A 25,356-nucleotide genomic window follows, 5' to 3' on the forward strand; every position below is an offset into this window, starting at 1 on the left:
GGCAACGGACCCAACAGAAAGCGAAAACGGACCATGAGTGAAATGTCGATGAAGCGCAGGACCTTGATGGGAGCGGGAACGCTCAGCGTGCTCGCAGCGCCCTCGCTGATGACGGGCATTGCAGTCGCTCAGGAAAAATCGGAAAACACCGGCATGAAAGCCAGCCCTCCGACAAGAATGCTCAAGCTTGGCGCGTTCAAGATCGTCGTCGTCAACGACGGCACGCGCGTCAGCGACAAGCCGCACGAGACCTACGGCACCAACCAGCCGCAAGAGGCCGTGGCCGAACTGCTGCAGCAGAACTTCCTGCCGACGGATGCGCTGCTCAACAGCTATTCGCCGGCCCTGGTCGATACTGGATCGGATCTCGTGCTCTTCGATACCGGCATGGGCGAGGGCGGTCGGGACGCGGGGGCGGGCCGTCTGCTCGACGGGATCCGCGCTGCCGGCTATGCGCCCGAACAGGTCTCGGTCGTCGTGGTGACCCATATGCATGGCGACCACATCGGCGGCCTGATGGAGGCCGGGAAGCCGGCCTTCGCCAATGCCCGCTATGTGATGGGCGAGGTCGAATACGCCTTCTGGAAGGATCCGGCCCGCGCCGGCACGCCGGCCGAAAACGGCCACAAGGCGGTGCTGGAAAAAGTCGTGCCGCTTGCGGAGAAGACCACCTTCATCGGCGACGGCGCCGCGGTCGTGCCCGGCATTTCGGCGATTGCCGCCTTCGGCCATTCGCCCGGGCACATGGTGTTCCGGCTGGATTCCGACGGCAAGGGCCTGATACTGACGGCCGATACCGCCAACCATTATGTGCTGTCGCTACAGCGGCCGGACTGGGAAGTGCGTTTCGACATGGACAAGGCGAAGGCGGCAGAGACGCGTCGCCGGGTATTCGACATGATCGCCAGCGAACGGCTGCCCTTCATCGGTTACCACATGCCGTTTCCGGCGGTCGGTTTCGTCGAGAAGCAGGGCGAGGGTTACCGTTTCGTGCCCGCAAGCTATCAGCTCGACATCTGATCGGTTTTCGCGCCTCTTTGCGCGGAAATGCTGCTCTGCAACAAATATCGGCCGAAGGCGGGACATTTCCCGGCTTTGGCTATTTTCATCCTGACATATCCGTGTTACGAGCCCTCGCCAACTTCCAAGACACGCTTTGAAGTCGCCCGGTGGACAAATCGCAGCCCGTCCCCGGGGATTTTCGCTATTTGAAGGGAATTGGCCATGGCGCGCATCATCGAAACGGCAACTGGTCTGGAGGCTTTGACCTTCGACGACGTCCTGCTCCTGCCGGGACATTCCGAAGTCATGCCCGGTCAGACCAACATCGCGACCACCATTGCCCAGGACATTGACCTCAACCTGCCGATCCTGTCGTCGGCCATGGACACGGTGACCGAAGGTCGTCTGGCGATTGCCATGGCGCAGGCCGGCGGCATCGGTGTCATCCACCGCAACCTGACACCGGCCGAGCAGGCCGAAGAGGTTCGCCAGGTCAAGAAGTTCGAAAGCGGCATGGTCGTCAATCCGGTGACCATCGGCCCCGACGCCAAGCTTGCCGATGCACTCGGCCTGATGAAGCAGCATGGCATTTCCGGCATTCCGGTCGTCGAAAACGGCGGTGCCGGTGGCCAGAAGCAGGGTCGCCTCGTCGGTATCCTCACCAACCGCGACGTCCGCTTCGCTTCGGATCCGAACCAGAAGATCCACGAGCTCATGACCCATGAGAACCTGGTCACGGTCAAGGAAAGCGTCGACCAGCAGGAAGCCAAGCGCCTGCTGCACGCCCATCGCATCGAAAAGCTGCTTGTCGTCGATGGCGACGGCCGTTGCGTCGGTCTCATCACCGTCAAGGATATCGAGAAGGCGCAGCTGAACCCGAACGCCTCCAAGGATGCGCAGGGCCGCCTTCGCGCCGCCGCCGCCATCTCCGTCGGCGATGACGGCTTCGAGCGTGCCGAGCGACTGATCGATGCCGGCGTCGACCTCATCGTCGTCGATACCGCCCATGGTCACTCGCAGCGCGTTCTCGACGCGGTCGCCCGCGTCAAGAAGCTCTCGAATTCGGTTCGCATCATGGCCGGTAACGTCGCGACTGCCTCCGGCACCAAGGCGCTGATCGATGCCGGTGCGGATGCGGTCAAGGTCGGTATCGGCCCGGGCTCGATCTGCACCACGCGCATCGTCGCCGGTGTCGGCGTGCCGCAGCTCGCTGCGATCATGGGCGCCGTCGAAGCCGCTCAGGCGGCCGGCATTCCTGTCATCGCCGATGGCGGCATCAAGTTCTCCGGCGACCTCGCCAAGGCGATCGCTGCCGGTGCTTCGGCCGTCATGATCGGCTCGCTGCTTGCCGGCACCGATGAAAGCCCGGGCGAAGTGTTCCTCTACCAGGGCCGTTCCTTCAAGGCCTACCGCGGCATGGGCTCCGTCGGCGCCATGGCGCGCGGTTCGGCAGACCGCTACTTCCAGGCGGAAGTGCGCGACACGCTGAAGCTGGTGCCGGAAGGCATCGAGGGCCAGGTTCCCTACAAGGGTCCGGTCGCAGGCGTCCTGCATCAGCTCGCGGGCGGCCTCAAGGCCTCCATGGGCTATGTCGGCGGCCCGACGATCAAGGAATATCAGGAGCGCGCCCAGTTCGTGCGCATCTCCGGTGCTGGTCTGCGCGAAAGCCACGCCCATGACGTGACGATCACCCGCGAAAGCCCGAACTATCCGGGCGCGCACTGATTGCGATTGCATTCGAAGGGCGCCGCGGCATCGCGCGGCGCCCTTCGCTTTTTCAGAGTAAGCGTGTTTGAGGGAGTAACGTAATGACGGGTTTCGAGATTTTCTGGCCGATCGTGGCACATGTCTTCCTCGTCTTCTGCCTCTACGCTCTTCTCTCCGTCCGCCGCATGGGTCTGGTGCGCGCCGGCAAGGCGAATGCCGGTCAGTTTCGCGAGAACCGCGACGAACCGGGCGAAAGCCTGGTGGTCAAGAACAGCATCGCCAACCAGTTCGAGCTGCCGGTTCTCTTCTACGTCTGCTGCGTGCTGCTCTACATCACCGAGGCCGACAACATCGTCTCGCTCGCGCTTGCCTGGCTCTTCGTCGCCCTGCGTTATGTGCACGCCTTCGTGCATGTCACCAGCAATCGCCTGCGCTATCGCCGCCCGCTGTTCATGGGCGGCTGCGCAACGCTGTTTGCGATGTGGGTGTGGCTCGCCGTCTGGATGGCGATGAGCTGATCCGGGATAGGCGAACCGGCATTCTGGCGCAGATCTGAGACAGTCTGCGCCTTCATCTTCCCGTCTTGATGCGTATCAATTACCCGATGCCGCTTTTGCGCGTAGTCTCTCCGGCGTTGGGCAACAACGCATCGGAGGACGAGATGACCGCAACGATGAAAGCCGCCGTGGTGCGCGAATTCGGCAAGCCGCTGGTAATCGAGAATGTGCCGATCCCGGAGCCGGGTCCCGGCCAGGTGCTGATCAAATACGAGGCAACCGGCGTCTGCCACACGGACCTGCACGCCGCCAACGGCGATTGGCCGGTCAAGCCGAAGCCGCCCTTCATTCCCGGACATGAAGGCGTCGGCTACGTCGCCAAGCTCGGCAGCGGTGTGACGCGCCTGAAGGAAGGCGATCGCGTCGGCGTGCCGTGGCTGCATACTGCCTGCGGCGGCTGCACGCCGTGCCGCACCGGTTGGGAAACGCTCTGCGGCAGCCAGCAGAACACCGGCTATTCCGTCAACGGCACGTTTGCGCAATACGGCCTCGCCGATCCTGACTTCGTCGGCCGCCTGCCGGCAAAGCTCGAATTCGGAGCGGCGGCCCCCATTCTTTGCGCGGGCGTCACGGTCTACAAGGGGCTGAAGGAGACCGAGGTGCGTCCGGGCGAATGGGCGCTGATCTCCGGCATCGGCGGGCTCGGGCACATGGCGGTGCAATATGCCAAGGCGATGGGCATGCATGTCGCCGCCGTCGATATCTTCCCGGACAAGCTGGAACTTGCGCGAAAGCTCGGTGCCGACCTCGTCGTCGACGCGCGCGACAAGGATGCGGTCGAGCAGGTGCGAGATGCGACCGGCGGTGTGCATGGCGCCCTGGTGACGGCCGTGGCGCCAAAAGCGATGGAGCAGGCCTTCAACATGCTGCGCTCCAAGGGAACGATGGCGCTTGTTGGCCTGCCGCCCGGGCAGATGTGCCTGCCGATTTTCGACACGGTGCTGAAGCGCATCACCATCCGCGGCTCGATCGTCGGCACGCGGCAGGACCTGGAGGAATCGCTCGAGTTTGCCGGCGAAGGCAAGGTCGCGTCGCATTTCACCTGGGACAAGATCGAGAACATCAACGCCATCTTCAAGCGCATGGAGGAAGGCAAGATCGACGGCCGCATCGTACTCGACCTCAACGGCTGATCGACCTGCGCGGGACCTTCGGCCTTTAAGGGCGAGGGAAACACGTGGCAGTAACGCAAGTTTGTATGTTCCAGACCGCCCGCCGACCTATTCTGTCGCGGGCGGTTCTGTCTGCCGCCGCGGGAGATATGAACCGGAGGAGGCTGGCATGCAGGAACCGAAGATCACGCAGGCGATGATCGACGCCTATGACGAGTACACGCATCTGACCCTCGATCGCCGTCGTTTCATGGAAAAGCTCACTGGCCTTGCCGGCTCCGCGGCGGCGGCGGCAGCGATCGCGCCGCTGCTCGCCGCCAATGGCGCAAAGGCCGAGATCGTGGCTGCAAACGACACCCGGGTAACCGGCGAGGACATCACCTATCCCGGCGCTGGCGGCGATATGAAGGGCTACCTCGTTCGCCCGGCAGAGGTGAGCGGCAAGCTGCCGGCGGTCATCGTCATCCATGAGAACCGCGGGCTGAACCCGCATATCCGCGACGTTGCGCGGCGCATGGCGCTCGAAGGCTTCCTGGCGCTGGCGCCCGACTTCCTGTCGCCTGCCGGCGGCACGCCGACGGACGAGGATAAGGCGCGCGAGATGATCGGCGCACTCGATGCGGCGGCAACGACCGCGAATGCGGCGGCGACCGTGGCGTTTCTGGAAGGACATGCGCAATCGACCGGCAAGGTCGGCGCCATCGGCTTCTGCTGGGGCGGCGGTCTCGTCAACCGGCTTGCGGTCGGCTCCCCGGATCTGAAGGCCGGCGTTGCCTATTACGGCGCGCAGCCCAAGGCCGAGGACGTGCCGAAGATCAAGGCGGCGCTGTTGCTGCACTATGCAGGCCTCGACGAGCGCATCAACGCCGGCATCGAGGCCTACCAGAAAGCGCTCAAAGACAACGGCAAGGACGCGACGATCTATGTCTATGACGGGGTCAACCACGCCTTCAACAACGACACTTCTGCCGCGAGGTATGACAAGGCCGCAGCCGATCTCGCCTGGAGCCGGACGGTCGAGTTCCTGAAGACCAAGCTGGCCTGAGCGTCGCTAGGTCAGGCGGCTGCCGCCTGGAGAATGTGGTCGGCGCAGCCGCTGATCGCCGCTGCGAGCGCTTCCATGTCGCGCTCGCGCGGGCTGCTGCGCCGCCAGATAAGCCCGATCTCGCGCGCCGGTTCAGGGGCGGCGAAGGGCACGATGCGGATGGAATTGCGGGCTGCCTCGGTCGCGATCGCGATCTCCGGGATGAGCGTCATGCCCATGCCATTGGCGACCATCTGCAGGAGCGTCGTCATCGAGGTCGCACCGAAGGAGACGAGGCGTCGCTTGCCCGCCGTGCTGCAGACGGCGAGCGCCTGGTCGCGCAGGCAATGGCCCTCTTCGAGCAGCAGCAGCTGTTCGACATCCACCTGGTCTTCGGTCAGCGGCGACATCAGGATGTTTCGCTCGTCGTCCGCCATCGCCATGAAGAAGCGGTCGGAAAAGAGCGGCTTCGTCGAAAGCCCGTCGGTCTCGATCGGCAAGGCGGCGACGACGGCATCGAGCAGGCCCTCTCCGAGATCGGCCACCAGTCTCGATGTCACCGATTCCTTCAGTTCGATCTCGATGGCCGGGTAGACCTGGCGCAGGTGCGGCACCAGCCGCGGAACGAGATAGGGCGCAAGCGTCGGGATGACGCCGATGCGGATCCGCCCTTCGAGCGTGCCGGAACTGGTCCGCGCGCTTAGTTCCAGCTGATCCACTTCGGCGAGGATGGCGCGGGTGCGGGCCAGCACCTCTTCGCCCTTGCGGGTGAGGAAGACGCCGCTGCGGCTGCGTTCCACCAGCTTCACCCCCAGGTGGTTTTCCATTTCGATGATCTGGGCGGAGAGCGCCGGCTGGCTGACATGGACGAGTTCGGCGGCCTTGCCGAAGTGGCGAGCAGAGGCAAGCGCCTCGAAATAGCGCATCTGTCTGAGTGTAAGCATGATAGGAAAATCTTATCGATTTTTAATTTTTATGCAATTGGAGATTATCGAAGCGCTGTGGGAAAACCCTCTTGCCAGAGCGTTCGGGCTTTGATCGCCGCGCAGTTTGCGGCCGGCAGTCGCCACGGCTGCCGCCGGTCCTGTGTGACCACCCGGACGCGAAACCCTTTGACAGGAGGACGCGATGTCTGATCGACCCATATTGACGACGAGTGCCGGTGCCCCGGTGCCGGACAACCAGAATTCGCTGACGGCCGGCCCGCGCGGCGGCGTCATGATGCAGGACTATCAGCTTATCGAGAAGCTGTCGCATCAAAACCGCGAGCGCATCCCTGAGCGCGCCGTGCATGCCAAGGGCTGGGGCGCCTATGGCACGCTGAAGATCACCGGCGACATCTCGAAATACACCAAGGCCAAGGTTCTGCAGCCGGGCGCCGAGACGCCGATGCTGGCGCGTTTCTCCACCGTTGCCGGTGAGCTTGGCGCCGCCGATGCCGAACGCGATGTGCGCGGCTTCGCGCTGAAATTCTATACGCCCGAGGGCAATTGGGACCTCGTCGGCAACAACACGCCGATCTTCTTTGTCCGCGACGCCTACAAGTTCCCGGACTTCATCCACACCCAGAAGCGTCATCCGAAGACCAACCTGCGCTCGGCGACCGCCATGTGGGATTTCTGGTCGCTGTCGCCGGAAAGCCTGCATCAGGTCACGATCCTGATGTCCGACCGCGGATGTCCGGTCTCGCCGCTGCACATGAACGGCTACGGCTCGCACACCTTCTCGCTCTGGAACGATGCCGGCGAGCGCTATTGGGTCAAGTTCCACTTCAAGACCCAGCACGGCCACAAGCACTACACCAATGCCGAGGCGGCTGATGTGATCGGCCGCACGCGCGAAAGCTACCAGGAAGCGCTCTATGGCGCGATCGAGGAGGGCAATTATCCGCGCTGGACGCTTCAGGTGCAGGTCATGCCCGAGCTCGAGGCGGAAAAGACCCCCTACAATCCCTTCGACGTCACCAAGGTCTGGCCGCATGCGGACTATCCGCCGATCGAGGTCGGCGTGCTGGAGCTTAACCGCAATCCGGAGAACTATTTTGCCGAGGTCGAGAACGCCGCCTTCTCGCCGTCTAACATCGTGCCCGGCATCGGCTTCTCGCCGGACAAGATGCTGCAGGCGCGGCTGTTCTCCTATGCCGACGCCCATCGCTATCGGCTCGGCACGCACTACGAGCACATTCCGGTCAACCGGCCGAAATGCCCGGTGCATCACTATCACCGCGATGGCCAGATGAACACGTTTGGCGGCATCCAGACCGGCAATTCCAACGCCTACTACGAGCCCAACTCGTTCAACGGCCCAGTCGAGCAGCCCTCCGCGATGGAGCCGCCGCTGCGCATCAGCGGCGACATGGCTCGCTTTGACCACCGCGAAGGCAACGACGACTACAGCCAGCCGCGCGCGCTGTTCAACCTGTTTGATGCCGGCCAGAAAGCGCGCCTGTTCTCCAACATCGCCGCGGCGATGCGCGGCGTGCCGGGCCTGATCGTCGAGCGCCAGCTTGCGCATTTCAAGCGCGCCCATCCGGACTATGAAGCCGGCGTGCGCGCGGCGCTTCACGCGGCTTATGGCTACGAAGCGGAGGCTGTCGGCACGGCAGCCGAATAGACCGGTGGCGGGGTCGGCCGCGTGCCGATCTCCGAACAAGAAAAAGGCCACGCACCGGCTTGGTGCGTGGCCTTTCCTGTCTCTGCGTTCCGCTCTTACCAGCCCGGCAGCATATGGCTCTGCCGGAGACGCGGATAACGCGGGAAGCCCTTGATATCGGCCTCGAGGTCGTCGTTGGCGCTGATCGGCGTGATGTTGTCGAGGCAGGCGGTGATGTGGTTGCTGATCGCGTTCGAGAGCGAAGGCGACAGGCCCGGCCGCTTCATGATGCCGATCTGGACCGGCGCGAGCGCCGGGAAGCCGTCTGCAAGCGTCAGCACCTTCATGCCCGGGCGAAGCGCCGATTCCGGCAGGACGGACACGGCCATGCCGGCAAGCACCGCGGCAGCGACGACCGTCGACGACCAGCTGGTGAACAGGATCTGGTATTCCCGGCCCGTCGCGTCGAGTGCGGCGCAGGCGGCCTGGCGCCACAGACAGTCGCGCCGGCCGACAGCAAGCGGGATCGGCGCGTTCTCGGGCAGCGGGTGGTTGATCGAGCTCACCCAGCAGAGCGGCTCGGTCCTGACGACGTCGGAGGCGCGGGCGCGCGGATTGTGGGTGACGAGCGCGATGTCGAGGTCGCCCTTGGCCATCTTTTCGGCGAGGTCCACGGAGGGCTCGCAGACGATGTAGAGCTCGACATTCGGATGCGTCTTGGCAAAGCGCATGATGATCTCGGGCATGTAGCGGTCGGCATAGTCGTCGGGCGTGCCGATCCGGAGCGTGCCTTCGAGCCGGTTGTCGTCGAAGGAGGCGATCGCCTCGTTGTTGAGGCGGATCATCCGGCGTGCAAAATTGAGCAGCCGGTCGCCTTCGACCGTCAGCCTGTTGCCGCGGCCGTCCTTCATGAACAGCGCCTTGCCGATGCGCTCTTCCAGCCGGCGCATCTGCATGGAAACGGCGGATTGAGTCTTGAAGACCCGGTCGGCCGCCTTGGTGAAGCTGCCCGTATCGGCGATCGCGACAAAGGTCTGGAGCTGATCGATATCAAGGGGTGCGGACATGGCCGTGATGCATCCATAAGATTGTTTGATGAATATCATTAAAAACATTCGTTGGACTGATCAATAAGGATTTGCGATCTATCGGAAGCAAATTCATCGATCCCCGGCCGGCAATTTCGCCGGCGAATCCCAAACTCTTCGGCCCGCCCCTGCGTTCGACCTCCCCGCAGGGGATGGGCCTCTTCGTGCCTGAAAGGAGAAATTGTCATGCGCACGACACAGCACGCCCTCGATCTCGACCTCGTTGCCGGAAAGCAGTCCTATGCCTCCCGCGCCGTCGGCGTGACAGGCATGCTCACGTCCGTATGGCAGCAACTCCGAAACCGCTATGCGATCGGCCGTCTGAAGGACCTGGATGACCGTCAGCTCCTCGACATGGGGCTGAAACGCGAAGATGTGCGCGAGGCGATCACCTCGCCCTTCTTCGACAATCCGGCCAGCTACCTGACCCGCGCGTCGCGAAACCGGGCGAGCCTCTTCTACAAAGGGGCCCGCCACGACTGAACGTCCCCCTATGGCGCATCCCGCCGCTTGAGATGTGCCAGTCGAGCATGATCCGCGAAAGCCTGCCGCCGCCGCGGGTCATGCTGCGAATTTCAGAGTTTCGGCGCTGCTGACCTCAAGGGTCGCGTGCCCAAACGTTCCCCGCAGGGTAGAGCCAATAGACCCTGCCGCTTGGCCCGGTGCATGACCAAGACATGTACCGGGCCTTTTTCTTTCTGAAGCTATTCGAGACAACGCGCTGACGCCCGCACGTGCAGGCGCTCGCTGCGTCCGATAGAGGCGCGGGATGTCTTTCGTCGGGGAGGGGTGGCCTCAGCCCTTTGTGCCGGGGCCGGTCTTGTAGAGGTCGAACAGCGCCTCGACGTTCTTCTGGTATTCCTTCTGCATCTCCAGCCCGGTGTCGAACATGCTGTTCATCACCTGGGAGAATTGGGCCAGCGCCGGGTTGTCGGGTGCCGGCTTCTGCCCGCCGGCGGCACCGGCCTGCATCATATCCTGAAACGCCTTGACGAAGGGGTTGTCGGCAAAGACGTCAGCTGTCTTCGGCTTCTCTTCCTTTTTCGGAGCCATGCCGAAGAAGCCCTGCATTGCCTGGGTGAAGGGATTGTCGAACGGGTTCGGCTGCGGTTCCGGCTTCTTGGCGAAACCGGCCGCTTCCATCCATTGCCGCATCGCGGTTGCCATCGGATTGTTGGCAAAGGCATCGCTTGCGGCAGCAAACTGGCCGGTCGTCTGCTTGAACAGCCCGCCCATCAGCGTATCGGCCATCACCGGCAGCATCTGCTTGTAGATTTCCTGGCTGACACCGGTGACCTGGGCCGCCTGCGCGGCGATCGCGCGCGACATTTCCTTCGAGCCGAACAGTTGCCCGAGAACGCCGTTGCCGTCGGCCATGCCCTGCGGCGTAAAGGCCTGGCTCATGTCTTCGAAGTATTTGGCGTAGTTGCCGCTGCCAAGCGCCGTCAGCAGGGCGCCGAAGTCATAGGGGTTGGCGGTGTTGCGCTTGAAGGCGGCGGAGAAGGCCGGCAGCAGTGCCGCCGTCGCCTTCGTCATCTGCTCCTGGGCGATACCGAACTGTTGCGCCATCAGCTCGATGGCTTTGCCGTTCTGCGCCTGCGCGAACATGTCGAAAAGCGGTGCCATCCCAGTTCCCCTTTATGGACGCGCGGCGCTCTAAGCGACGCATATCCTTGCACTATAACGGGAAATCGGGGCCTGGGAACCGCTTTTTGAAGGGGCGCGACAGGCGTCGCGCGCCCGTGTGGGCCTTAGTACTGGTATTCTGCGAAGACCGGATCGACGGAGCCGTTCCAGCGACCGTTGTAGAGCGCCAAAAGGTCTTCCGCGAGCGTAGCCTTCTTGGCCAGCACCTCGTCGAGCGGCGCCAGGAACTGGCTTTCGTCGATACCGTCGCCGTTCAGCCGGTTGCGGCGCTTCAGGCCGCCACGCGAAATGGCGATGATCTCGCGCGCGACGTCGTAGAGCGTGCCGGTACGGAACTTGGCGGCAAGCGCCTGCGCCGGCACGGCGTTGCGCATGGCGCTCACCTCTTCGAACGTCCAGTCACGCGTCAGCGCCTCGGCGGCGTCGAGTGCTTCGCCGTCGTAGAGCAGGCCGACCCAGAAGGCCGGCAGGGCGCAGATCCGCCGCCACGGGCCGCCATCGGCGCCGCGCATTTCGAGGAAGCGCTTCAGGCGCACGTCGGGGAACAGCGTCGACAGATGGTTGGTCCAGTCGCCCATGTTCGGCTGCCAGTCGGCGACCTCGCCCTTGAGCGCGCCACCCATGAACTGGCGGAAGGTGATGTGGGTGCAATCGTGGTAGTGGCCGTCGCGCACGACGAAGTACATCGGCACGTCGAGCGCCCACTCAACGTAGTCGGCAAAGCCGAAATCCGGGCGGAAGGCGGACGGAAGCAGGCCGGCGCGCTGGTTGTCAGTGTCGCGCCAGATGTCGCCGCGCCAGGAGAGCAGCCCGTTCGGCTTGCCGTCGGTAAAGGGCGAGCTGGCAAACAGCGCCGTCGAGAGCGGCTGCAGCTTCAGGGACACCTGCATCTTGCGGCGCATGTCCTCTTCCGAGGAGAAGTCGAGGTTCACCTGGATCGTACAGGTGCGGTACATCATGTCGAGGCCCTTGGTGCCGACCTTGGGCATGTAGCGGCTCATGATGCCGTAGCGCGATTTCGGCATGCGCGGCGTTTCTTCGAAGGTCCACTTGGGGCTGCCGCCGATGCCGAGGAAACGGATGCCGAGCGGCTCGGCGACTTCGCGCAGGACCGCCAGATGCTGGTTCGATTCCTTGCAGGTCTGGTGCAGGTTTTCGAGCGGCGCGCCGGAAAGCTCGAACTGTCCACCCGGTTCCAGCGAGATCGCGCCGTTGCCCGATTGCTCGGCAAGGCCGATGATGTTGCCTTCGTCGATGATCGGTTCCCAGCCGCTTTTCGCCGCCATGCCGTTCAGAAGCGCCTGAATGCTGGCCTCGCCGAAATAGGGGACGGGGCTGTTGTCCGCCTTAAAGAAGGCGAACTTTTCGTGCTCCGTGCCGATCCGGAACCGCTCCTCCGGTTTCGAACCTTCTGCCAGGTAGGCGGTCAGGTCAGCGACAGAGGTTACCGGCGTCTGGTCGGTGGTATCTCGGGCCATGAGCGTCTTCTTTTGTTTGGGCGGCTCCCGCAGGTTAGCGGGAGATGATGGAGGCTGCTTGAACCGTTATCAGGTGCGGTGCAAGTCAATTTCTTTCAAGATCTCATCAAAAAAACTAGGACATTTGCTTGCTCTGGAGCAAGCACCGCGGAAATGGGGTTTGTTGACCCAACTCTGCCTTGTCGCAGTGATCGCCTTCTTCTAGGGGAGCGAGCGGCGTCCGATTTGCTTGGCAGCGACCGGCTATCGCCAGTCGCCGACAGTGGCCTGGATGACCGCCATGGCGGCAACCGCTGCCGTGTCGGCCCTGAGGATGCGTGGCCCAAGCGGAATGGCGGTGACGAAATCGAGGCTGTGCAACAGCGTGCGCTCGGCTTCCGAGAAACCGCCTTCCGGGCCGATCAGCAATGCGAGCTTATCTTCCTTGATGCCGGAAAGGATCGGCAGCGGGTTCTGGCTGTCGCTGCCTTCGTCGCAGAAGATGATGCGCCGGTCGCCCGGCCAGGTGGCGAGCAGGTCTTCGAGCCGGCGCGGCTCTAAGACATCGGGAATGCCGAGCACGCCGCATTGCTCGGCGGCTTCGATGACATTGGCGCGAACGCGCTCGATGTTGCCGAGCTTTCCCTGCACGTGCTGCGTCATGACCGGCTGCAAGGTGCCGGCGCCCATTTCGACAGCCTTCTGCACGAGATAGTCGAGCCGCCCGACCTTGAGCGGAGCAAAGAGGTAGACGAGGTCGCAAGGCTTAGGCTGCGGGCGCGTCTGCTCGACGGGGGTGAGCACCAGCCGCTTCTTGGCTGCGAAGGAAAGCTCGGCCCGCCACTCGCCGTCGCTCCCGTTGAAGACCAGGATCGAGGCACCCTCTTCGTACCGCAGCACGTTCACCAGGTAGTTGAACTGCTCCTTGGTCGCCTCGTGCGCCGAGCCGGCGCTCAAGGAGTGTTCGACGAACAGTCGCTGCATGCGAAAATTGGCGCGCATCGAGAGGACCTTCAGGTGAAAATGCCGGAGAGGATGAAATAAAGCACGGCCGATAGGGCCGCCGATGCCGGGACGGTGATGACCCAGGCGCCGATAATGGTGAGGAAATGCGAGCGGCGCACGAGGCGTCGGCGCCGAACTTCGGCGAAGTTCGTTTCGGCCGATTCCATGAAGTCGGCCTGTCCCGTTTTCTGCCGGACATATTCCAGGCGACGCTTGGAATTGCGGATGTACCATTCGCGGAAGAAGCCGACGCCGAAAACGGCACCGACGGCCGTGTGGGTCGAGCTGATCGGCAGGCCGAGCGCCGATGCCAGAAGCACGGTGACGGCGGTGGCGAGCGCGACGCAGAAGGCACGCATCGGGTTGAGCTTGGTGATTTCCTGGCCGACGACGCGGATGAGCTTCGGGCCGTAGAGCAAAAGACCGATCGAAATGCCGAGCGCGCCGATCGCCAGTTCCCATAAGGGGGCAGGCGCTTTGTCCGTCGTGATCACGCCATCGAGCGCCGACACGATTGCCGACAACGGCCCGATCGCGTTGGAGACGTCGTTGGCGCCATGCGCGAAGGAGAGTAGTGCCGCAGCCACGATCAATGGAAGGCGGAAGAGCCGGCGCAGCGACTGGTTGCGGTTGTCGAGCCCTTCCGATTGCCTGACGATCCAGGGCTTCGCCTGCAGATAGACCGCGAAACCCGCAACGACGCCGGCGGCAAGGCCCACGGGCATGCTGATCGCAGCCACCTGAACCAGGGCGATCACCGCGAGATAGGCCGTAAAGCAGCCGGCGGTCACGCCGAGGATGACTGGCATCCATCGCCTGGCCGCGGCGATCTTGTCCTCGCGGTAGATGATGAATTCCTTGAGGAAGGCGAGGAAGGCGGCGGCGATCGCGCCACCGAGAAGCGGTGAGACCGACCAGCTGAGCGTGATGCCGGCGAGTGACCACCATTGCACGCTGGAAAAGCCGGCGGCGGCAATGCCGGCGCCGACGATGCCGCCGATGACCGAATGAGTGGTGGAGACCGGCGCACCGGAATAGGTGGCGATGTTGATCCACGCCGCCGAGGAGGCGAGGGCCGCCATCATGATCCAGACGATCGTCTGCGCGCCGAGCACGTCTTCGCCGTAGACGATGCCGGCCTCGATCGTCAGCGAAACCTGCCGCCCGGCAAGCAGAGCCCCGGCGATTTCGAAGATCGCGGCGATGGTGAGTGCGGTTGCCATCGACATCGCCTTGGCGCCGACGGCCGCACCGACGTTGTTGGTCACGTCGTTGGCGCCGATGTTCATGGCCATGTAGCCGGCGATGGCGGCAGCCGCGATGATGATCGGCGCGGTTGCTGAACTCGTCACGAAGCTCGCGGCAAAGGCCATGCTCAACAGCAGGAACAGCCCGGCGAGCGCGGGCGCCGCCAGGCTGCGCTTGACATGCTGCGAAGCTTCTTCGGCAAGGCTGAACTTGTCGAGGTCTTTATCGATCGTCTGTTTTGCGAGGCGCGTGCGCGGCTTGGCCACTGCCGGAAACTCCATTGTCACAACGGCCACTAAGGCCACTGCGACACGCATTCAAGTGGATTTGATGGACATCCGTGTGGCGCAGGCCGGGAACCCGCGTCGGGAGGCTTTGAATGTCCTCGGGGGACGGACGGAGAGATTAGCCGTTCACGGCCTTCGGCATCGGCGTTGACGCGCTCTCCATGCGCTCGCCGAAGGCGAGGATGAGATCTTTCAACGACGGTTCGGCAACCCGTGAGGCCGCTTCCCTGTAGTCGACCCATTCGAGCTGCCGGCGCCCTTCCTCGGGGAAGTGTTTGCAGAGGTCGTCGACTTCGAGCGCGTGGACCTGCACCTTGACCGAAATCTTCAGGCCGTGGTCCATGCGTTTCTGATAGAGATAGTACCCGGCAGTCGCCTTCTGCACATGCCCCTTGACGCCGGCCTCCTCGTAGGCTTCGCGCTCGGCCACTTCGTGGGCGCGCTTGCCCTGCATCGGCCATCCCTTGGGGATGACCCAGCGGCCCGTATCGCGGCTGGTGATCAGGAGAATTTCGAGGGCCTTGGTCTTCTTGCGGATCCGATAGCAGAGCGCGGCGTACTGCATGCGCGCCGGGCGACGCAGCATCAATTGGACATCGGATGCGAGCCTGTTCAAGAAGTTCAAGGTCGTCTGTGCTCCTCTCGGCGAATCAGTGATCTCAGTTGCTTTATCGGCCAGTATGGCAGCGTCCTGCAGCGTGTAAATGTCGCGGCCATTCGGCAGCCGGATATGCGGCTTGCTTTCCGCAGAACTGTGGTCCGGATACGACAGGATATGGTGTTTTCGCGGCAAGTTTACAAACCGACTGACAGCCATACGTTGTCTTCCGATCACGATTGGTTGCGGATTGGAACGGTTCGAGATCGCGAGTGTGATCGATTGCAACCGGGTGAGGCTGCTGCGGAGGTGGAGCCGAGGGGTGGCGCGCCGGGCCGATCCGTCAGTTCGCGCGGTCGCGCTGCTGCATGCGCAGCCGGGCGATGCGGTTCCATTCTCCGGTGCGTTCCGCCTCGCGGGTGGCGGCGGCGACGAAGTCAATATGGCTCTGCGAGGCGGCTTTCGCCTTCGCCGGATCCCTTGCCATGATCGCCTCGTAGATCGCTTCGTGCTGGACGAGAAGCCGGTCGCGCGCGCCCGGCGCATCGAAAACCGAATTGCGATGGAAGAAGATACCTTGCTGCAGCAGCCGGTAGCAGGCGCGCAGCGTGTGCAGGAGAATGATGTTGTGGGCGCTTTCGCCGATCGCCTGATGCAGTTCGATGTCGGCTTCGAGTTCGGCATCGAAATCGCCGGCGGCGTGCGCCTTGCGCATGCGCTCGATGATCCGTGTCAGGATGTCCCGGTCGTAATCGGTCGCGCGGGTCGCCGCCAGTTCCGCGGTCAGACCTTCGAGCTCGCGCCGGTATTCGAGGTAGTCCTGGGTCGCCTTGTGATGGCGCGCGATGAGATCGATCAGCGGCCTGGAAAAGATCTGCCCGACGACGTCGGCGACGAAGGTGCCGCCGCCGTGGCGGCTTTCAACGAGGCCGCGCCCCTCCAGTTCCTTCAGCGCCTCGCGCAGGATCGGCCGCGAGACGTCGAAGCGCTTGGAGAGCTCCCGCTCGCCGGGCAAGCGGTCGCCGTCGCGCAATACGCCCTCGAGGATCAGAAGTTCGATCTGCTGCACGACCTCGTCCGCCGTGCGGCTGTGGCTGATACGGGCGAAAAGGTCGATCTGGTCTTCGGTCACGTCTGGTCTCCAGACCACGAGGATTTCGGCCGGGTTTCGCCCGAAATCGCGAATGGTCGGTTTGCAATGCGGCAAGGGCGGCGGAAGAGCGTCGATGCTCGGCGCTCCTCCTGTCAGCGCCGCAATCTAGGCAGGTCGCGCAAAGTGGTCAATTTGATTGTCCACTTGGCTGCGTCCGGTGGGATGCGACTGACAAAAGTCAAACTGCGGCAATGCGTCCTTTGTTCTTTTGCTCTTTCCGTTGATAAGGAAGTTGTGATGAACGCGTGAGGGGGACAAGGCGCTTCATGGCAAAGGGTAGTTTTGCATTTCCAGTGGCGCCGATGCGCGCCGTCGCCTTGGGCGAGGTTCATTCGCGCCCCTACGCGCTGGTGACCACGCCAAGGGTGATCTTTCAGCTCGCCTTCCTGACGGATGGCGGCTCGATCGTCGACCATGCGGTGTTGTCGGAGCTTACGCGCGCCCGTGGCATCGCGCCGCCCGGGCGCGATGCCAACCATCACGCCATGCCCTGGGGGCAGGGCACGTTGCGTTGGGAGCGTCACACCGAGTTTTCGACCTATTTCTGGGATGCGCCGGCGCCGGAGCAGTTCGGCGGCGAGGTGCCGATCCATCCGTTCGGCGACGGCTTTTCGCCGCCAGGCTCGCTGATTTCGGGCATCCGCCTGGAGATCCGGCCGGATACGCCCGAGACCCGCGAAGCCATCGGCCTCTTCGACCCAACCAGCCTCTGTTACAGCGAGACCAAGAACGGTCAGGCGGTGATCGTTACCGACTTCCGCCAGAACGGTGACGGCCTGACGCAGATCCTGGTAATCGATTGCGGCATGACGGAAGCCGGCACCGGCGCACTCGTCCAGCGTCTGCTCGATATCGAGACCTACCGGACCCTGGCGATGATGGGCCTGCCGCTTGCGCAGTCGCTGTCGCCGGAAATCCGCCGGACGGAGGACGGGCTGACGGCAGTGACCCAGCGCATGAAGGAAAATGTACGCGAGGAGGCCGACGACATGCTGGCCGAGATCACTCGGCTTGCGGCCGATCTCGAGGCCGGTGCCGCACTCAGCCTTTACCGTTTCGGCGCCAGCCGCGCCTATTACGGCATCGTCCAGGAACGCATCCGCACGCTCGCGGAAACGCCGGTGCCGGGCTACGAGACCATCGGCACCTTCCTCGAACGACGCCTGGCGCCGGCCATGCGCACCTGTCAGTCGGTCGAGGAACGGCAGGCGAACCTGTCGCGCAAGCTCGCCCGCGCAACAGCGCTGCTTCGAAGCTGGGTCGATGTCGAGCTTGAGCGCCAGAACAGTGCGCTTTTGAACTCGATGGACCGGCGCGCCAGACTGCAGCTGCGCCTGCAGCAGACCGTTGAGGGCCTGTCGGTCGCCGCCATCTCCTATTACGTCGTCGGGCTGTTCGGCTATCTCGCCAAGGCGGTCAGCCACGAGCTGCCGATCGATCCCGGTCTGCTGACAGGGCTTGCCGTGCCCTTCGCCGTCGCCGGCGTCTGGTTGATCGTGCGCCGCATCCGGCGGCACCACGAGGACAGCGAGCACAAGTAAGCAATTCCAGCAAAAGTGCGCAGCGGTTTTGCGCCCGGAATTGCGAGAGACAGGCAATTCCGGCAAAAGTGCGCAGCGGTTTTGCGTCCGGAATTGCGGAAAACCAGTCTGCTAGGGCTACTGCTCCCAGTAGGGGATCGGTCCGTAGAGTTCGGCGAGATAGTCGATGAACAGGCGCACCTTGGCCGGCAGGAACTGCCGGCTTGGGTAGACCGCCGAGAGCGTCAGCTGCTTCGAGCCTTCCCATTGCGGCAGCACTTGCACCAGCTGGCCGCTGCGCAATTCCGGGCCGATATCCCAGGTGGAGCGTAGCGCGATGCCGGCGCCGGCGATGACGGCGGCGCGCACAATCTCCGAGGAGTTGGTGACGAGCGGCCCTTCCGGGTGCCAGACCAGCGCGCCCTCGGGCCCCTCGAGTTTCCAGTTGTCGTTGTTGTGCGCCGGCAGGCAGAGGTGGTTGGCGAGGTCGCCGATCTCTTTCGGCGCGCCGTTGCGGGCGATGTAGTCCGGCGAAGCGCAGAGCAGGCGGCGCACGGGGGCAAGCTTGCGGGCGACCAGCGACGAATCCACCAACTCGCCGATCCGAACCGCCATGTCGAAGCCTTCCGCGACGATGTCGGTGAATTCGTCCGTCAGCACGATATGCAGCTTCAGGTCCGGATGGTCCTTCATGAACGTCGTCAGATGCGGCGCGATGTGCATGCGGCCGAAGGAAGTGGGCGCCGATATCCGCAGCACCCCGAGCGCATGCGACGAGCGGCCCGAGGCGTAGGCTTCAGCCTCCTCGATGCCGGTCAGGATGCCGAGTACCCGGTCGTAAAACCCCTGGCCGGCTTCGGTCAGCGAAATCTGGCGTGTCGTGCGCTGCAGCAGGCGCGTTCCGAGCCGATCTTCGAGCCTCTTGATGCGCTTGGAGATCACAGCTGGGGAAAACCCCAGCGCCCGCCCCGCTGCCGACATACTGCCGGTGGAAACGACCCGTGCAAAAATCTCAAGATCGCCTAAATTCGTCATCAATCGTTGCCATTGTTTCCAAAACGGAAAAGCTCAATAGCATTTGCGAGGCCTCTGTCCTAGTGGTAAAGAAAATGAACCAATCGATACGCGGCGGGAGGAGCTGATGGCGGAGACAATCGGTTTTCTGCAGCCGAAACCAGAGGTTATCGCCCGGCGCCGCGAGATTGTCGCAGACCTCTCGGACCTCCTGCCCGAGGGCTGTCTGATCAGCGACGAGCGCGGACTGAAGCCGTTCGAGACCGATGCCTTCATCGCCTATCGCCGCATGCCGCTGGCGGTCGCCTTGCCGGAAACCACCGAACAGGTGGCCGCGCTCCTGAAATATTGCAGCCGCTACGGCGTTCCGGTCGTGCCGCGCGGCGCCGGCACCTCGCTTTCGGGCGGCGCTATCCCGCAGGAGGATGCGGTCGTCATCGGTCTCTCGAAAATGTCGCGCATTCTCGACATCGACCTTTTCAACCGCACCGCCACCGTCCAGGCGGGCGTTACCAACCTCAACATCTCCGCGGCCGTTTCCGCCGACGGCTTTTTTTACGCGCCTGACCCGAGCTCGCAGCTTGCCTGCACCATCGGCGGCAATATCGGCATGAATTCCGGCGGCGCCCATTGCCTGAAATATGGCGTCACCACCAACAACCTGCTCGGCGTGAAGATGGTGCTGTTCGACGGCACCGTTGTCGATCTCGGCGGCAAGGCACTGGATGCGGCGGGCTACGATCTGCTCGGCCTCGTCTGCGGCTCGGAAGGCCAGCTCGGCATCGTCACCGAGGCGACGGTGCGGCTGATCGCCAAGCCGGAGGGAGCCCGCCCGGTGCTCTTCGGTTTCTCGTCTTCGGAAGCGGCCGGCGCCTGCGTCGCCGACGTCATCGGTTCCGGCATTATCCCGGTCGCGATCGAGTTCATGGACAAGCCGGCGATCGAGATCTGCGAAGCCTTCGCCCATGCCGGCTACCCGCTCGATGTCGAGGCGCTTCTGATCGTCGAGGTCGAAGGCTCCGAACAGGAGATGGATGCGATGCTCGCCAGCATCGTCGCGGTCGCGCGCCGTCACGGGGTCGCGACCATCAAGGAATGCCAGTCGGCCATGGAAGCGGCGGCGATCTGGAAGGGGCGGAAATCCGCCTTCGGCGCCACAGGCCGCATCGCCGACTATATCTGCATGGATGGCACCGTGCCGCTCAGCCAGCTGTCGCATGTGCTTGCCCGCACCGGTGAAATCGTCGCGAGCTACGGCCTGCGCGTCGCCAATGTCTTCCACGCCGGCGACGGCAACATGCATCCGCTGATCCTCTACAACATCAACGATCCGGAGGATGCCGCGCGTGCCGAAGCCGCCGGTAACGATATCCTGAAGCTTTGCGTCGATGCGGGCGGCTGCCTGACGGGCGAGCACGGCGTCGGCATCGAAAAACGGGATCTCATGCTGCACCAGTACAACCAGATTGACCTCGACCAGCAGATGGCGGCGCGCGCCGCCTTTGATCCGCAATGGATCCTGAACCCGTCCAAGGTCTTCCCGCTTAAAGGGCGTCCCGCCGCATGATCGTGCATTTCGAACCGGCCAGTGAAGAGGGGATTGCGACCGTCGTTCGTGCGATGGCGGCGGACAAGGCGTCGCTCGCGGTGATCGGCGGCAACACGCGCTCCGGCCTCGGCAATCCCGTGCGCGCCGACCGGGTGCTGTCGACCCGCCGTTTGTCCGGTATCGTCAGCTACAACCCGGCCGAAATGACGATCACCGCGCTTGCCGGAACGCCGTTGCGCGAGATCGACGAGGCGCTTGCCGAAAACCGGCAGATGCTCGCCTTCGAACCGATGGATCACCGGTCGATCTTTGCCTCCTCGGGGGAGCCGACGATCGGTGGGGTCTTTGCTGCCAACGTGTCCGGCCCCAGGCGCTATGTCGCCGGTGCGGCCCGCGACAGCCTGCTCGGCATTCGCTTCGTCAACGGCGAGGGTGAGGCGATCAAGGCCGGCGGCCGGGTGATGAAAAACGTCACCGGCCTCGATCTGGTCAAGCTTCTGGCCGGCTCGCACGGCACGCTCGGTATCCTCACCGAAGTCACCTTCCGCGTCCTGCCGCTGCCGCCGGCGTCGGAGACCATCGTCGTCTCCGGGCTCAACGATGCGGAGGCCGCGGCGGTCATGGCCGAGGCGATGGCGCAGACGACAGAGGTTTCCGGCGCGGCGCATCTGCCGGAGAGCGTGCGCGGACGGTTCCTGGAGGGCAGCCTTCCGGATGGTGCGGCCACCGTGCTCAGGCTCGAAGGGCTGGAGGCATCCGTTGCCATCAGGGCCGAAAAGCTGACGAAGGCGGTTGGTCGCTTCGGCGCAGTGACGCGGCTCGATGCATCGCAGACAGCAAAGCTCTGGGTCGAGATCCGCGACGTCAAACCCTATGCCGACGGTACCAGGAGGCCGCTCTGGCGCGTGTCCGTCGCCCCGTCGCTCGGCCATCAGCTGGTGGCAGCCCTGCGGCTGCAGACGGGCGTCGACGCCTTCTACGACTGGCAGGGCGGTCTCGTGTGGTTGCGCATGGAGGCCGATCCGGAAGCGGAACTGGTGCGCCGCTACATCAAGGTTCTCGGTGGCGGCCACGCGACCCTCGTCAGGGCCGATGATAGTTACCGCCAGGCCATTCCATCGTTTGAACCGCAGCCCTTGCCCGTGGCACAGTTGAGCGAGCGCGTGCGCGTGAAGTTCGACCCGCACCGCATCTTCAATCCTGGCCGTATGGCAGCAATTTCCTAAGCGTCCGCGAGAGGGAGCAGGAGGGACAAGCAATGAGCGATAATGGTCCGCAGACACCGTTCTCCCGGGAGACCGATCGCTGGCTGGAGCCGGGCAAGATCAATGTCCAGGTGATTTATGTCCTCTATCTCGTCGGGTTTGCGGTGGGTATCACGCCGATCATCGGCGTCGTCATGGCCTATCTCAACCGCGGCAAAGGCGCGCCCTGGGTCCAGACGCACTATGTCTGGGCAATCCGGACCTTCTGGATATCGCTGCTGTTCCTGTTGATCTCGCTGTTGCTGACGGTGGTGCTTGTCGGCATCCTCGGCTTCATCGCCACCGCCGTCTGGATCGTCGTGCGCTGCGTCGTCGGTCTGCAAAGGGCCGCGCGCGAGGAACCGATCACCAATCCCGAGGGCTGGATGGTCTAGGCCGGCATGCAACCCGAGGCCGGCAAGGTCGACGGAAGCTGAAAACAGAATGTTGCAATCGACCGCGGCGCCAAGCGCGCGGTTCCGCAGGACGAAGAGTGGAGTTCGCACTTGCAGACCAATTTTACCGCCGCGCAGCTCGCCGATCCGCACGTGGCCGAATCCGAGGCCATTCTGCGCAAGTGCGTGCATTGCGGCTTCTGCACCGCGACCTGTCCGACCTATGTGACGCTCGGCGACGAGCTCGATAGCCCGCGTGGGCGCATCTATCTCATCAAGGACATGCTGGAGAACGGCCGGGCGGCCGACAAGGAAACGGTCACCCATATCGACCGCTGTCTGTCGTGCCTCGCCTGCACCACCACCTGTCCCTCGGGCGTCGACTACATGCATCTCGTCGACCATGCCCGCGTGCATATCGAAAACACCTATCGCCGCCCGTTCAAGGATCGGCTGGCGCGTTCCGTGCTCGCGGCGGTACTTCCTTATCCCCAGCGCTTCCGGCTGTCGCTGAAGGCGGCCGGCCTCGCCCGGCCGCTCGCCGGCCTGATGAAGCGCGTCGCCTTCCTGAAGACCTTCGGGGTGATGCTCGACCTGGCGCCGGCGGCCGTGCCGGAGCCCTCGGCATCGGCGACGCCCGGCGTTCATGCGCCCAAGGACAAGCGTGTCGGCCGCGTGGCGCTTCTGTCCGGCTGCGCCCAGCCGGTGCTGAAACCGGAAATCAACGAGGCGACGATCAGGTTGCTGACGCGGTTCGGCATCGAGGTGGTCGTTTCGGCCGGCGAAGGTTGCTGCGGCGCGCTGGTGCATCACATGGGCCGGGAAAACCAGGCGCTCGACGCCGCGCGCCGCAATGTCGATGCCTGGCTCAAGGTCGCCGATGAGGGCGGGCTCGATGCCATCGTCATCACCGCTTCGGGCTGTGGAACGACGATCAAGGACTACGGCCACATGCTGCGGCTCGATCCTGCCTATGCGGAGAAGGCGGCGCGTGTCTCGGCACTGGCGAAAGACATCACTGAATACCTGGCGACCCTCGACCTGCCGGAACAGGAGGCGCGCGGCATGACGCTCGCCTATCATTCCGCCTGCTCGATGCAGCACGGGCAGAAGATCACGCTTGCGCCGAAGCAGCTTCTGAAGCGCGCCGGGTTCGCCGTGCGCGATCCGGCCGAGGGCCATCTCTGTTGCGGCTCGGCCGGCACCTACAACATCCTGCAGCCGGAAATCTCGGCGAGGCTGAAGGCGCGCAAGGTCAAGAATATCGAGGCGACGAAGCCGGACGCGATTGCCACCGGCAACATCGGTTGCATCACCCAGATCGCCAGCGGCACGAAAATCCCCATCCTGCATACGGTCGAATTGCTCGACTGGGCCTATGGCGGGGCGAAGCCTCAAGGGCTCTGAGACAAAGAAAAAGGCCGGCACCTTTCGGGAACCGGCCTTTTTTGTGGATGTCTCGGCGTTCTCAGCCGCCAAAGATCTGGCGGAAGATATCGACGCCGCGATCGTCGAAATAGGTGTCGCCGGCCTTGCTGCCGGGGCCGATGACGATGACCTTGGTGCCGACGTCGGCGCGGTCGTAGAGATGTTCCACGTCCTCGTTCATCATGCGGATGCAGCCGGACGACATGTTCTGGCCGATGGTCCAGGGCTGATTGGTGCCGTGGATACGGAAGATCGTGTCGCGGCCGCCCTTGTAGAGATACATGGCGCGGGCGCCGAGCGGGTTGTCAATGCCGCCTTCCTGGGTGATCGGCAGAATGCGGCCCTTGGCGGCTTCACGGCGGCGCATTTCCGCCGGCGGCGTCCAGGTCGGCCATTCGGCCTTGCGGCCAACCTTCACCACACCCGACCAGCCGAAGCCGTCACGGCCGACGCCGATGCCATAGCGCGTCGCGCGGTTCGGGCCGTCGATGTAATAGAGAAACTTGTTGTTGGTATCGACGATGATCGTGCCGGGGGCTTCATCGGTGCGGAAGCGAACCTTGGTGCGCCAGTATTGTTTTGCCGGCTTCTTCGGAGTGGCCACGAGTACAACGTCTGACGACTTGACCTTGGGGCCCGCTACGGGCGCCGGCGTGAAAGCCGAGGCGCTGGCGGCCACAAGAATAGTGCTGGTCGCAATCGCGATTGCGACCACTTTGCTGGCATGACGCTTCATTTACGATTCCCTCTAAACCCTCGTTGCAGGCAGGCTATGCAAAATGCATCGAAGTTCAAGCGCGCGATACATCCGGTAGATCAAACGTGATCACAAAACTTGCCCGTCCTCATGCCGCTGTTGCCTGAATATCACGCATCGACAACAGCAACACGGGTGAGGAGAGGGGAATATTCTATGCTGTGCTGCAATTAAATGACGATAACCTTCGTGCCGACTTTCACGCGCTCGTAAAGGTCGACGACGTCTTCGTTGCGCATGCGGATGCAGCCGGAAGAGACGGCATAGCCGATCGTCCAGGGCGCGTTGGTGCCGTGGATGCGGTAGAGCGTCGAGCCGAGATACATGGCGCGGGCGCCGAGCGGGTTTTCGGGGCCGCCATCCATGCGCGCCGGCAGGTAGTGACCCTTGGCGGCTTCGCGGCTGATCATTTCCTGCGGCGGTGTCCAGCTCGGCCATTCCGCCTTGCGGGTGACCTTGTGGGCGCCCGCCCACTCGAAGCCGGGCTTGCCGACACCGACGCCGTAGCGCCGTGCCTCGCCGTTGCCGGTCACCAGATAGAGGAAGCGGTTGTTGGTATCGATGACGATCGTGCCCGGCTTCTCCTTGCTCTCATAGGCGACCGTCTGCGGCAGGTACTGCGGGTCGAACTTCGACTTCACCGGCCGCTGGGCGCGAGTGGCGTTGGCCGGCTGAAGCAGCGGATTGACGACGCGGCGCTTGACCTGCGGCTGCGCGGCCTGTCCCTGCTGATAGTATTGTTTTCGGGTGGCCTGCGGAATCTGCTGCCGGTAGATCACCTGCCGCGCCCGGGGCTGCTGCCCGCCGAGCTGCATCACCCAGGGGGCGGTAAGATCGGGGCTGACAACGACAGGCGGCCTGTTCTGATACCGGTCCTGTGCTGCGGCCGGGCCGGCCACCAGGGTCAGAAGAGAGGCGGCTATAAGAAGAGGCTTTTTCAACATCGGACGGACTCGCTACCTTTCGCCGAAA

At 63.7% G+C, this 25,356-nt stretch carries 23 protein-coding genes; 12 read left to right on the forward strand and 11 right to left on the reverse strand.

Annotated features, from left to right (window positions below):
* Nucleotides 1–33 precede the first annotated feature (33 nt).
* From M2267_RS03580 to M2267_RS03600, 5 genes are all read left to right on the forward strand, one after another.
* On the forward strand, nucleotides 34–1,020 hold the full coding sequence (locus M2267_RS03580; protein WP_429112518.1) for an MBL fold metallo-hydrolase: 987 nt from the start codon (nucleotides 34–36) through the stop codon (nucleotides 1,018–1,020).
* Nucleotides 1,021–1,224: 204 nt separating this feature from the next.
* Entirely contained in the window at nucleotides 1,225–2,727 is a 1,503-nt protein-coding gene (gene guaB, locus M2267_RS03585; protein ID WP_034800902.1) for an IMP dehydrogenase, read from the forward strand.
* Between the two features lie 83 nt (nucleotides 2,728–2,810).
* Nucleotides 2,811–3,227, forward strand: coding sequence for an MAPEG family protein (locus tag M2267_RS03590; RefSeq protein WP_043618295.1), 417 nt, complete (start codon nucleotides 2,811–2,813; stop codon nucleotides 3,225–3,227).
* 143 nt (nucleotides 3,228–3,370) lie between these two features.
* Nucleotides 3,371–4,399, forward strand: coding sequence for an alcohol dehydrogenase AdhP (adhP, locus tag M2267_RS03595; protein ID WP_429112521.1), 1,029 nt, complete (start codon nucleotides 3,371–3,373; stop codon nucleotides 4,397–4,399).
* A gap of 148 nt (nucleotides 4,400–4,547) precedes the next feature.
* A complete protein-coding gene (locus tag M2267_RS03600) occupies nucleotides 4,548–5,423 on the forward strand; it encodes a dienelactone hydrolase family protein (RefSeq protein WP_192447729.1) in 876 nt (291 codons plus the stop codon).
* A gap of 11 nt (nucleotides 5,424–5,434) precedes the next feature.
* On the opposite strand, the gene M2267_RS03605 is transcribed toward M2267_RS03600, so the two are convergent.
* The gene (locus M2267_RS03605; protein WP_429112524.1) at nucleotides 5,435–6,346 is read right to left on the reverse strand and encodes a LysR substrate-binding domain-containing protein; all 912 of its coding nucleotides are present in this window, start codon (nucleotides 6,344–6,346) and stop codon (nucleotides 5,435–5,437) included.
* Nucleotides 6,347–6,530: 184 nt separating this feature from the next.
* On the opposite strand from M2267_RS03605, the gene katA reads away from it, so the two are divergent.
* Complete coding sequence (katA, locus tag M2267_RS03610; RefSeq protein ID WP_429112527.1) at nucleotides 6,531–8,015, forward strand: catalase KatA; 1,485 nt, start codon at nucleotides 6,531–6,533, stop codon at nucleotides 8,013–8,015.
* Nucleotides 8,016–8,110: 95 nt separating this feature from the next.
* Here katA and M2267_RS03615 read toward each other — a convergent pair whose 3' ends face one another.
* Nucleotides 8,111–9,061, reverse strand: a complete 951-nt coding sequence (locus M2267_RS03615; RefSeq protein WP_043618309.1) for a LysR substrate-binding domain-containing protein — start codon at nucleotides 9,059–9,061, stop codon at nucleotides 8,111–8,113.
* A 207-nt stretch (nucleotides 9,062–9,268) separates the two neighbouring features.
* Between M2267_RS03615 and M2267_RS03620 the strand changes: the two genes are divergently transcribed.
* Nucleotides 9,269–9,565, forward strand: coding sequence for a DUF1127 domain-containing protein (locus M2267_RS03620; protein ID WP_402323278.1), 297 nt, complete (start codon nucleotides 9,269–9,271; stop codon nucleotides 9,563–9,565).
* Nucleotides 9,566–9,877: 312 nt separating this feature from the next.
* Here the strand turns inward: M2267_RS03620 and M2267_RS03625 are convergent, their stop codons facing one another.
* The 6 genes from M2267_RS03625 to M2267_RS03650 all read right to left on the reverse strand — a co-directional run bounded on the left by M2267_RS03625 (nucleotide 9,878) and on the right by M2267_RS03650 (nucleotide 16,456).
* The gene (locus M2267_RS03625; RefSeq protein ID WP_043618315.1) at nucleotides 9,878–10,708 is read right to left on the reverse strand and encodes a DUF937 domain-containing protein; all 831 of its coding nucleotides are present in this window, start codon (nucleotides 10,706–10,708) and stop codon (nucleotides 9,878–9,880) included.
* A 125-nt stretch (nucleotides 10,709–10,833) separates the two neighbouring features.
* Entirely contained in the window at nucleotides 10,834–12,207 is a 1,374-nt protein-coding gene (locus M2267_RS03630; RefSeq protein WP_429112532.1) for a glutamate--cysteine ligase, read from the reverse strand.
* A 243-nt stretch (nucleotides 12,208–12,450) separates the two neighbouring features.
* A complete protein-coding gene (locus M2267_RS03635) occupies nucleotides 12,451–13,188 on the reverse strand; it encodes a 16S rRNA (uracil(1498)-N(3))-methyltransferase (RefSeq protein ID WP_429112535.1) in 738 nt (245 codons plus the stop codon).
* Between the two features lie 11 nt (nucleotides 13,189–13,199).
* Nucleotides 13,200–14,705, reverse strand: coding sequence for an inorganic phosphate transporter (locus tag M2267_RS03640; protein ID WP_043618420.1), 1,506 nt, complete (start codon nucleotides 14,703–14,705; stop codon nucleotides 13,200–13,202).
* Nucleotides 14,706–14,844: 139 nt separating this feature from the next.
* Nucleotides 14,845–15,351 carry an NUDIX hydrolase gene (locus tag M2267_RS03645; RefSeq protein WP_429112538.1) on the reverse strand — a complete coding sequence of 169 codons (507 nt, stop codon included), beginning with the start codon at nucleotides 15,349–15,351 and terminating at the stop codon, nucleotides 14,845–14,847.
* 316 nt (nucleotides 15,352–15,667) lie between these two features.
* Complete coding sequence (locus M2267_RS03650) at nucleotides 15,668–16,456, reverse strand: FadR/GntR family transcriptional regulator (protein ID WP_082006058.1); 789 nt, start codon at nucleotides 16,454–16,456, stop codon at nucleotides 15,668–15,670.
* 287 nt (nucleotides 16,457–16,743) lie between these two features.
* On the opposite strand from M2267_RS03650, the gene M2267_RS03655 reads away from it, so the two are divergent.
* A complete protein-coding gene (locus M2267_RS03655; RefSeq protein ID WP_429112541.1) occupies nucleotides 16,744–18,018 on the forward strand; it encodes a DUF3422 family protein in 1,275 nt (424 codons plus the stop codon).
* Between the two features lie 117 nt (nucleotides 18,019–18,135).
* On the opposite strand, the gene M2267_RS03660 is transcribed toward M2267_RS03655, so the two are convergent.
* On the reverse strand, nucleotides 18,136–19,032 hold the full coding sequence (locus M2267_RS03660; protein WP_429112544.1) for a LysR family transcriptional regulator: 897 nt from the start codon (nucleotides 19,030–19,032) through the stop codon (nucleotides 18,136–18,138).
* A gap of 106 nt (nucleotides 19,033–19,138) precedes the next feature.
* On the opposite strand from M2267_RS03660, the gene M2267_RS03665 reads away from it, so the two are divergent.
* The 4 genes from M2267_RS03665 to glcF all read left to right on the forward strand — a co-directional run bounded on the left by M2267_RS03665 (nucleotide 19,139) and on the right by glcF (nucleotide 23,606).
* A complete protein-coding gene (locus M2267_RS03665; RefSeq protein WP_429112547.1) occupies nucleotides 19,139–20,578 on the forward strand; it encodes an FAD-linked oxidase C-terminal domain-containing protein in 1,440 nt (479 codons plus the stop codon).
* Nucleotides 20,575–21,786 carry a glycolate oxidase subunit GlcE gene (gene glcE, locus M2267_RS03670; RefSeq protein ID WP_429112549.1) on the forward strand — a complete coding sequence of 404 codons (1,212 nt, stop codon included), beginning with the start codon at nucleotides 20,575–20,577 and terminating at the stop codon, nucleotides 21,784–21,786. The genes M2267_RS03665 and glcE overlap by 4 nt, the downstream gene beginning before the upstream one ends.
* 32 nt (nucleotides 21,787–21,818) lie before the next feature.
* Entirely contained in the window at nucleotides 21,819–22,199 is a 381-nt protein-coding gene (locus M2267_RS03675; protein WP_043618337.1) for a DUF4870 family protein, read from the forward strand.
* 111 nt (nucleotides 22,200–22,310) lie between these two features.
* Entirely contained in the window at nucleotides 22,311–23,606 is a 1,296-nt protein-coding gene (gene glcF / locus M2267_RS03680; protein ID WP_429112552.1) for a glycolate oxidase subunit GlcF, read from the forward strand.
* A 61-nt stretch (nucleotides 23,607–23,667) separates the two neighbouring features.
* Here the strand turns inward: glcF and M2267_RS03685 are convergent, their stop codons facing one another.
* Nucleotides 23,668–24,363: a L,D-transpeptidase gene (locus M2267_RS03685; protein WP_192447699.1), complete on the reverse strand. Its 696-nt coding sequence runs from the start codon at nucleotides 24,361–24,363 to the stop codon at nucleotides 23,668–23,670.
* 191 nt (nucleotides 24,364–24,554) lie between these two features.
* Nucleotides 24,555–25,328, reverse strand: a complete 774-nt coding sequence (locus M2267_RS03690) for a L,D-transpeptidase (RefSeq protein WP_429112555.1) — start codon at nucleotides 25,326–25,328, stop codon at nucleotides 24,555–24,557.
* Nucleotides 25,329–25,356 lie beyond the last annotated feature (28 nt).

Origin of the sequence: Ensifer sp. KUDG1, from assembly GCF_050434285.1 — a bacterium.
Taxonomy (GTDB): Bacteria; Pseudomonadota; Alphaproteobacteria; order Rhizobiales; family Rhizobiaceae; genus Ensifer.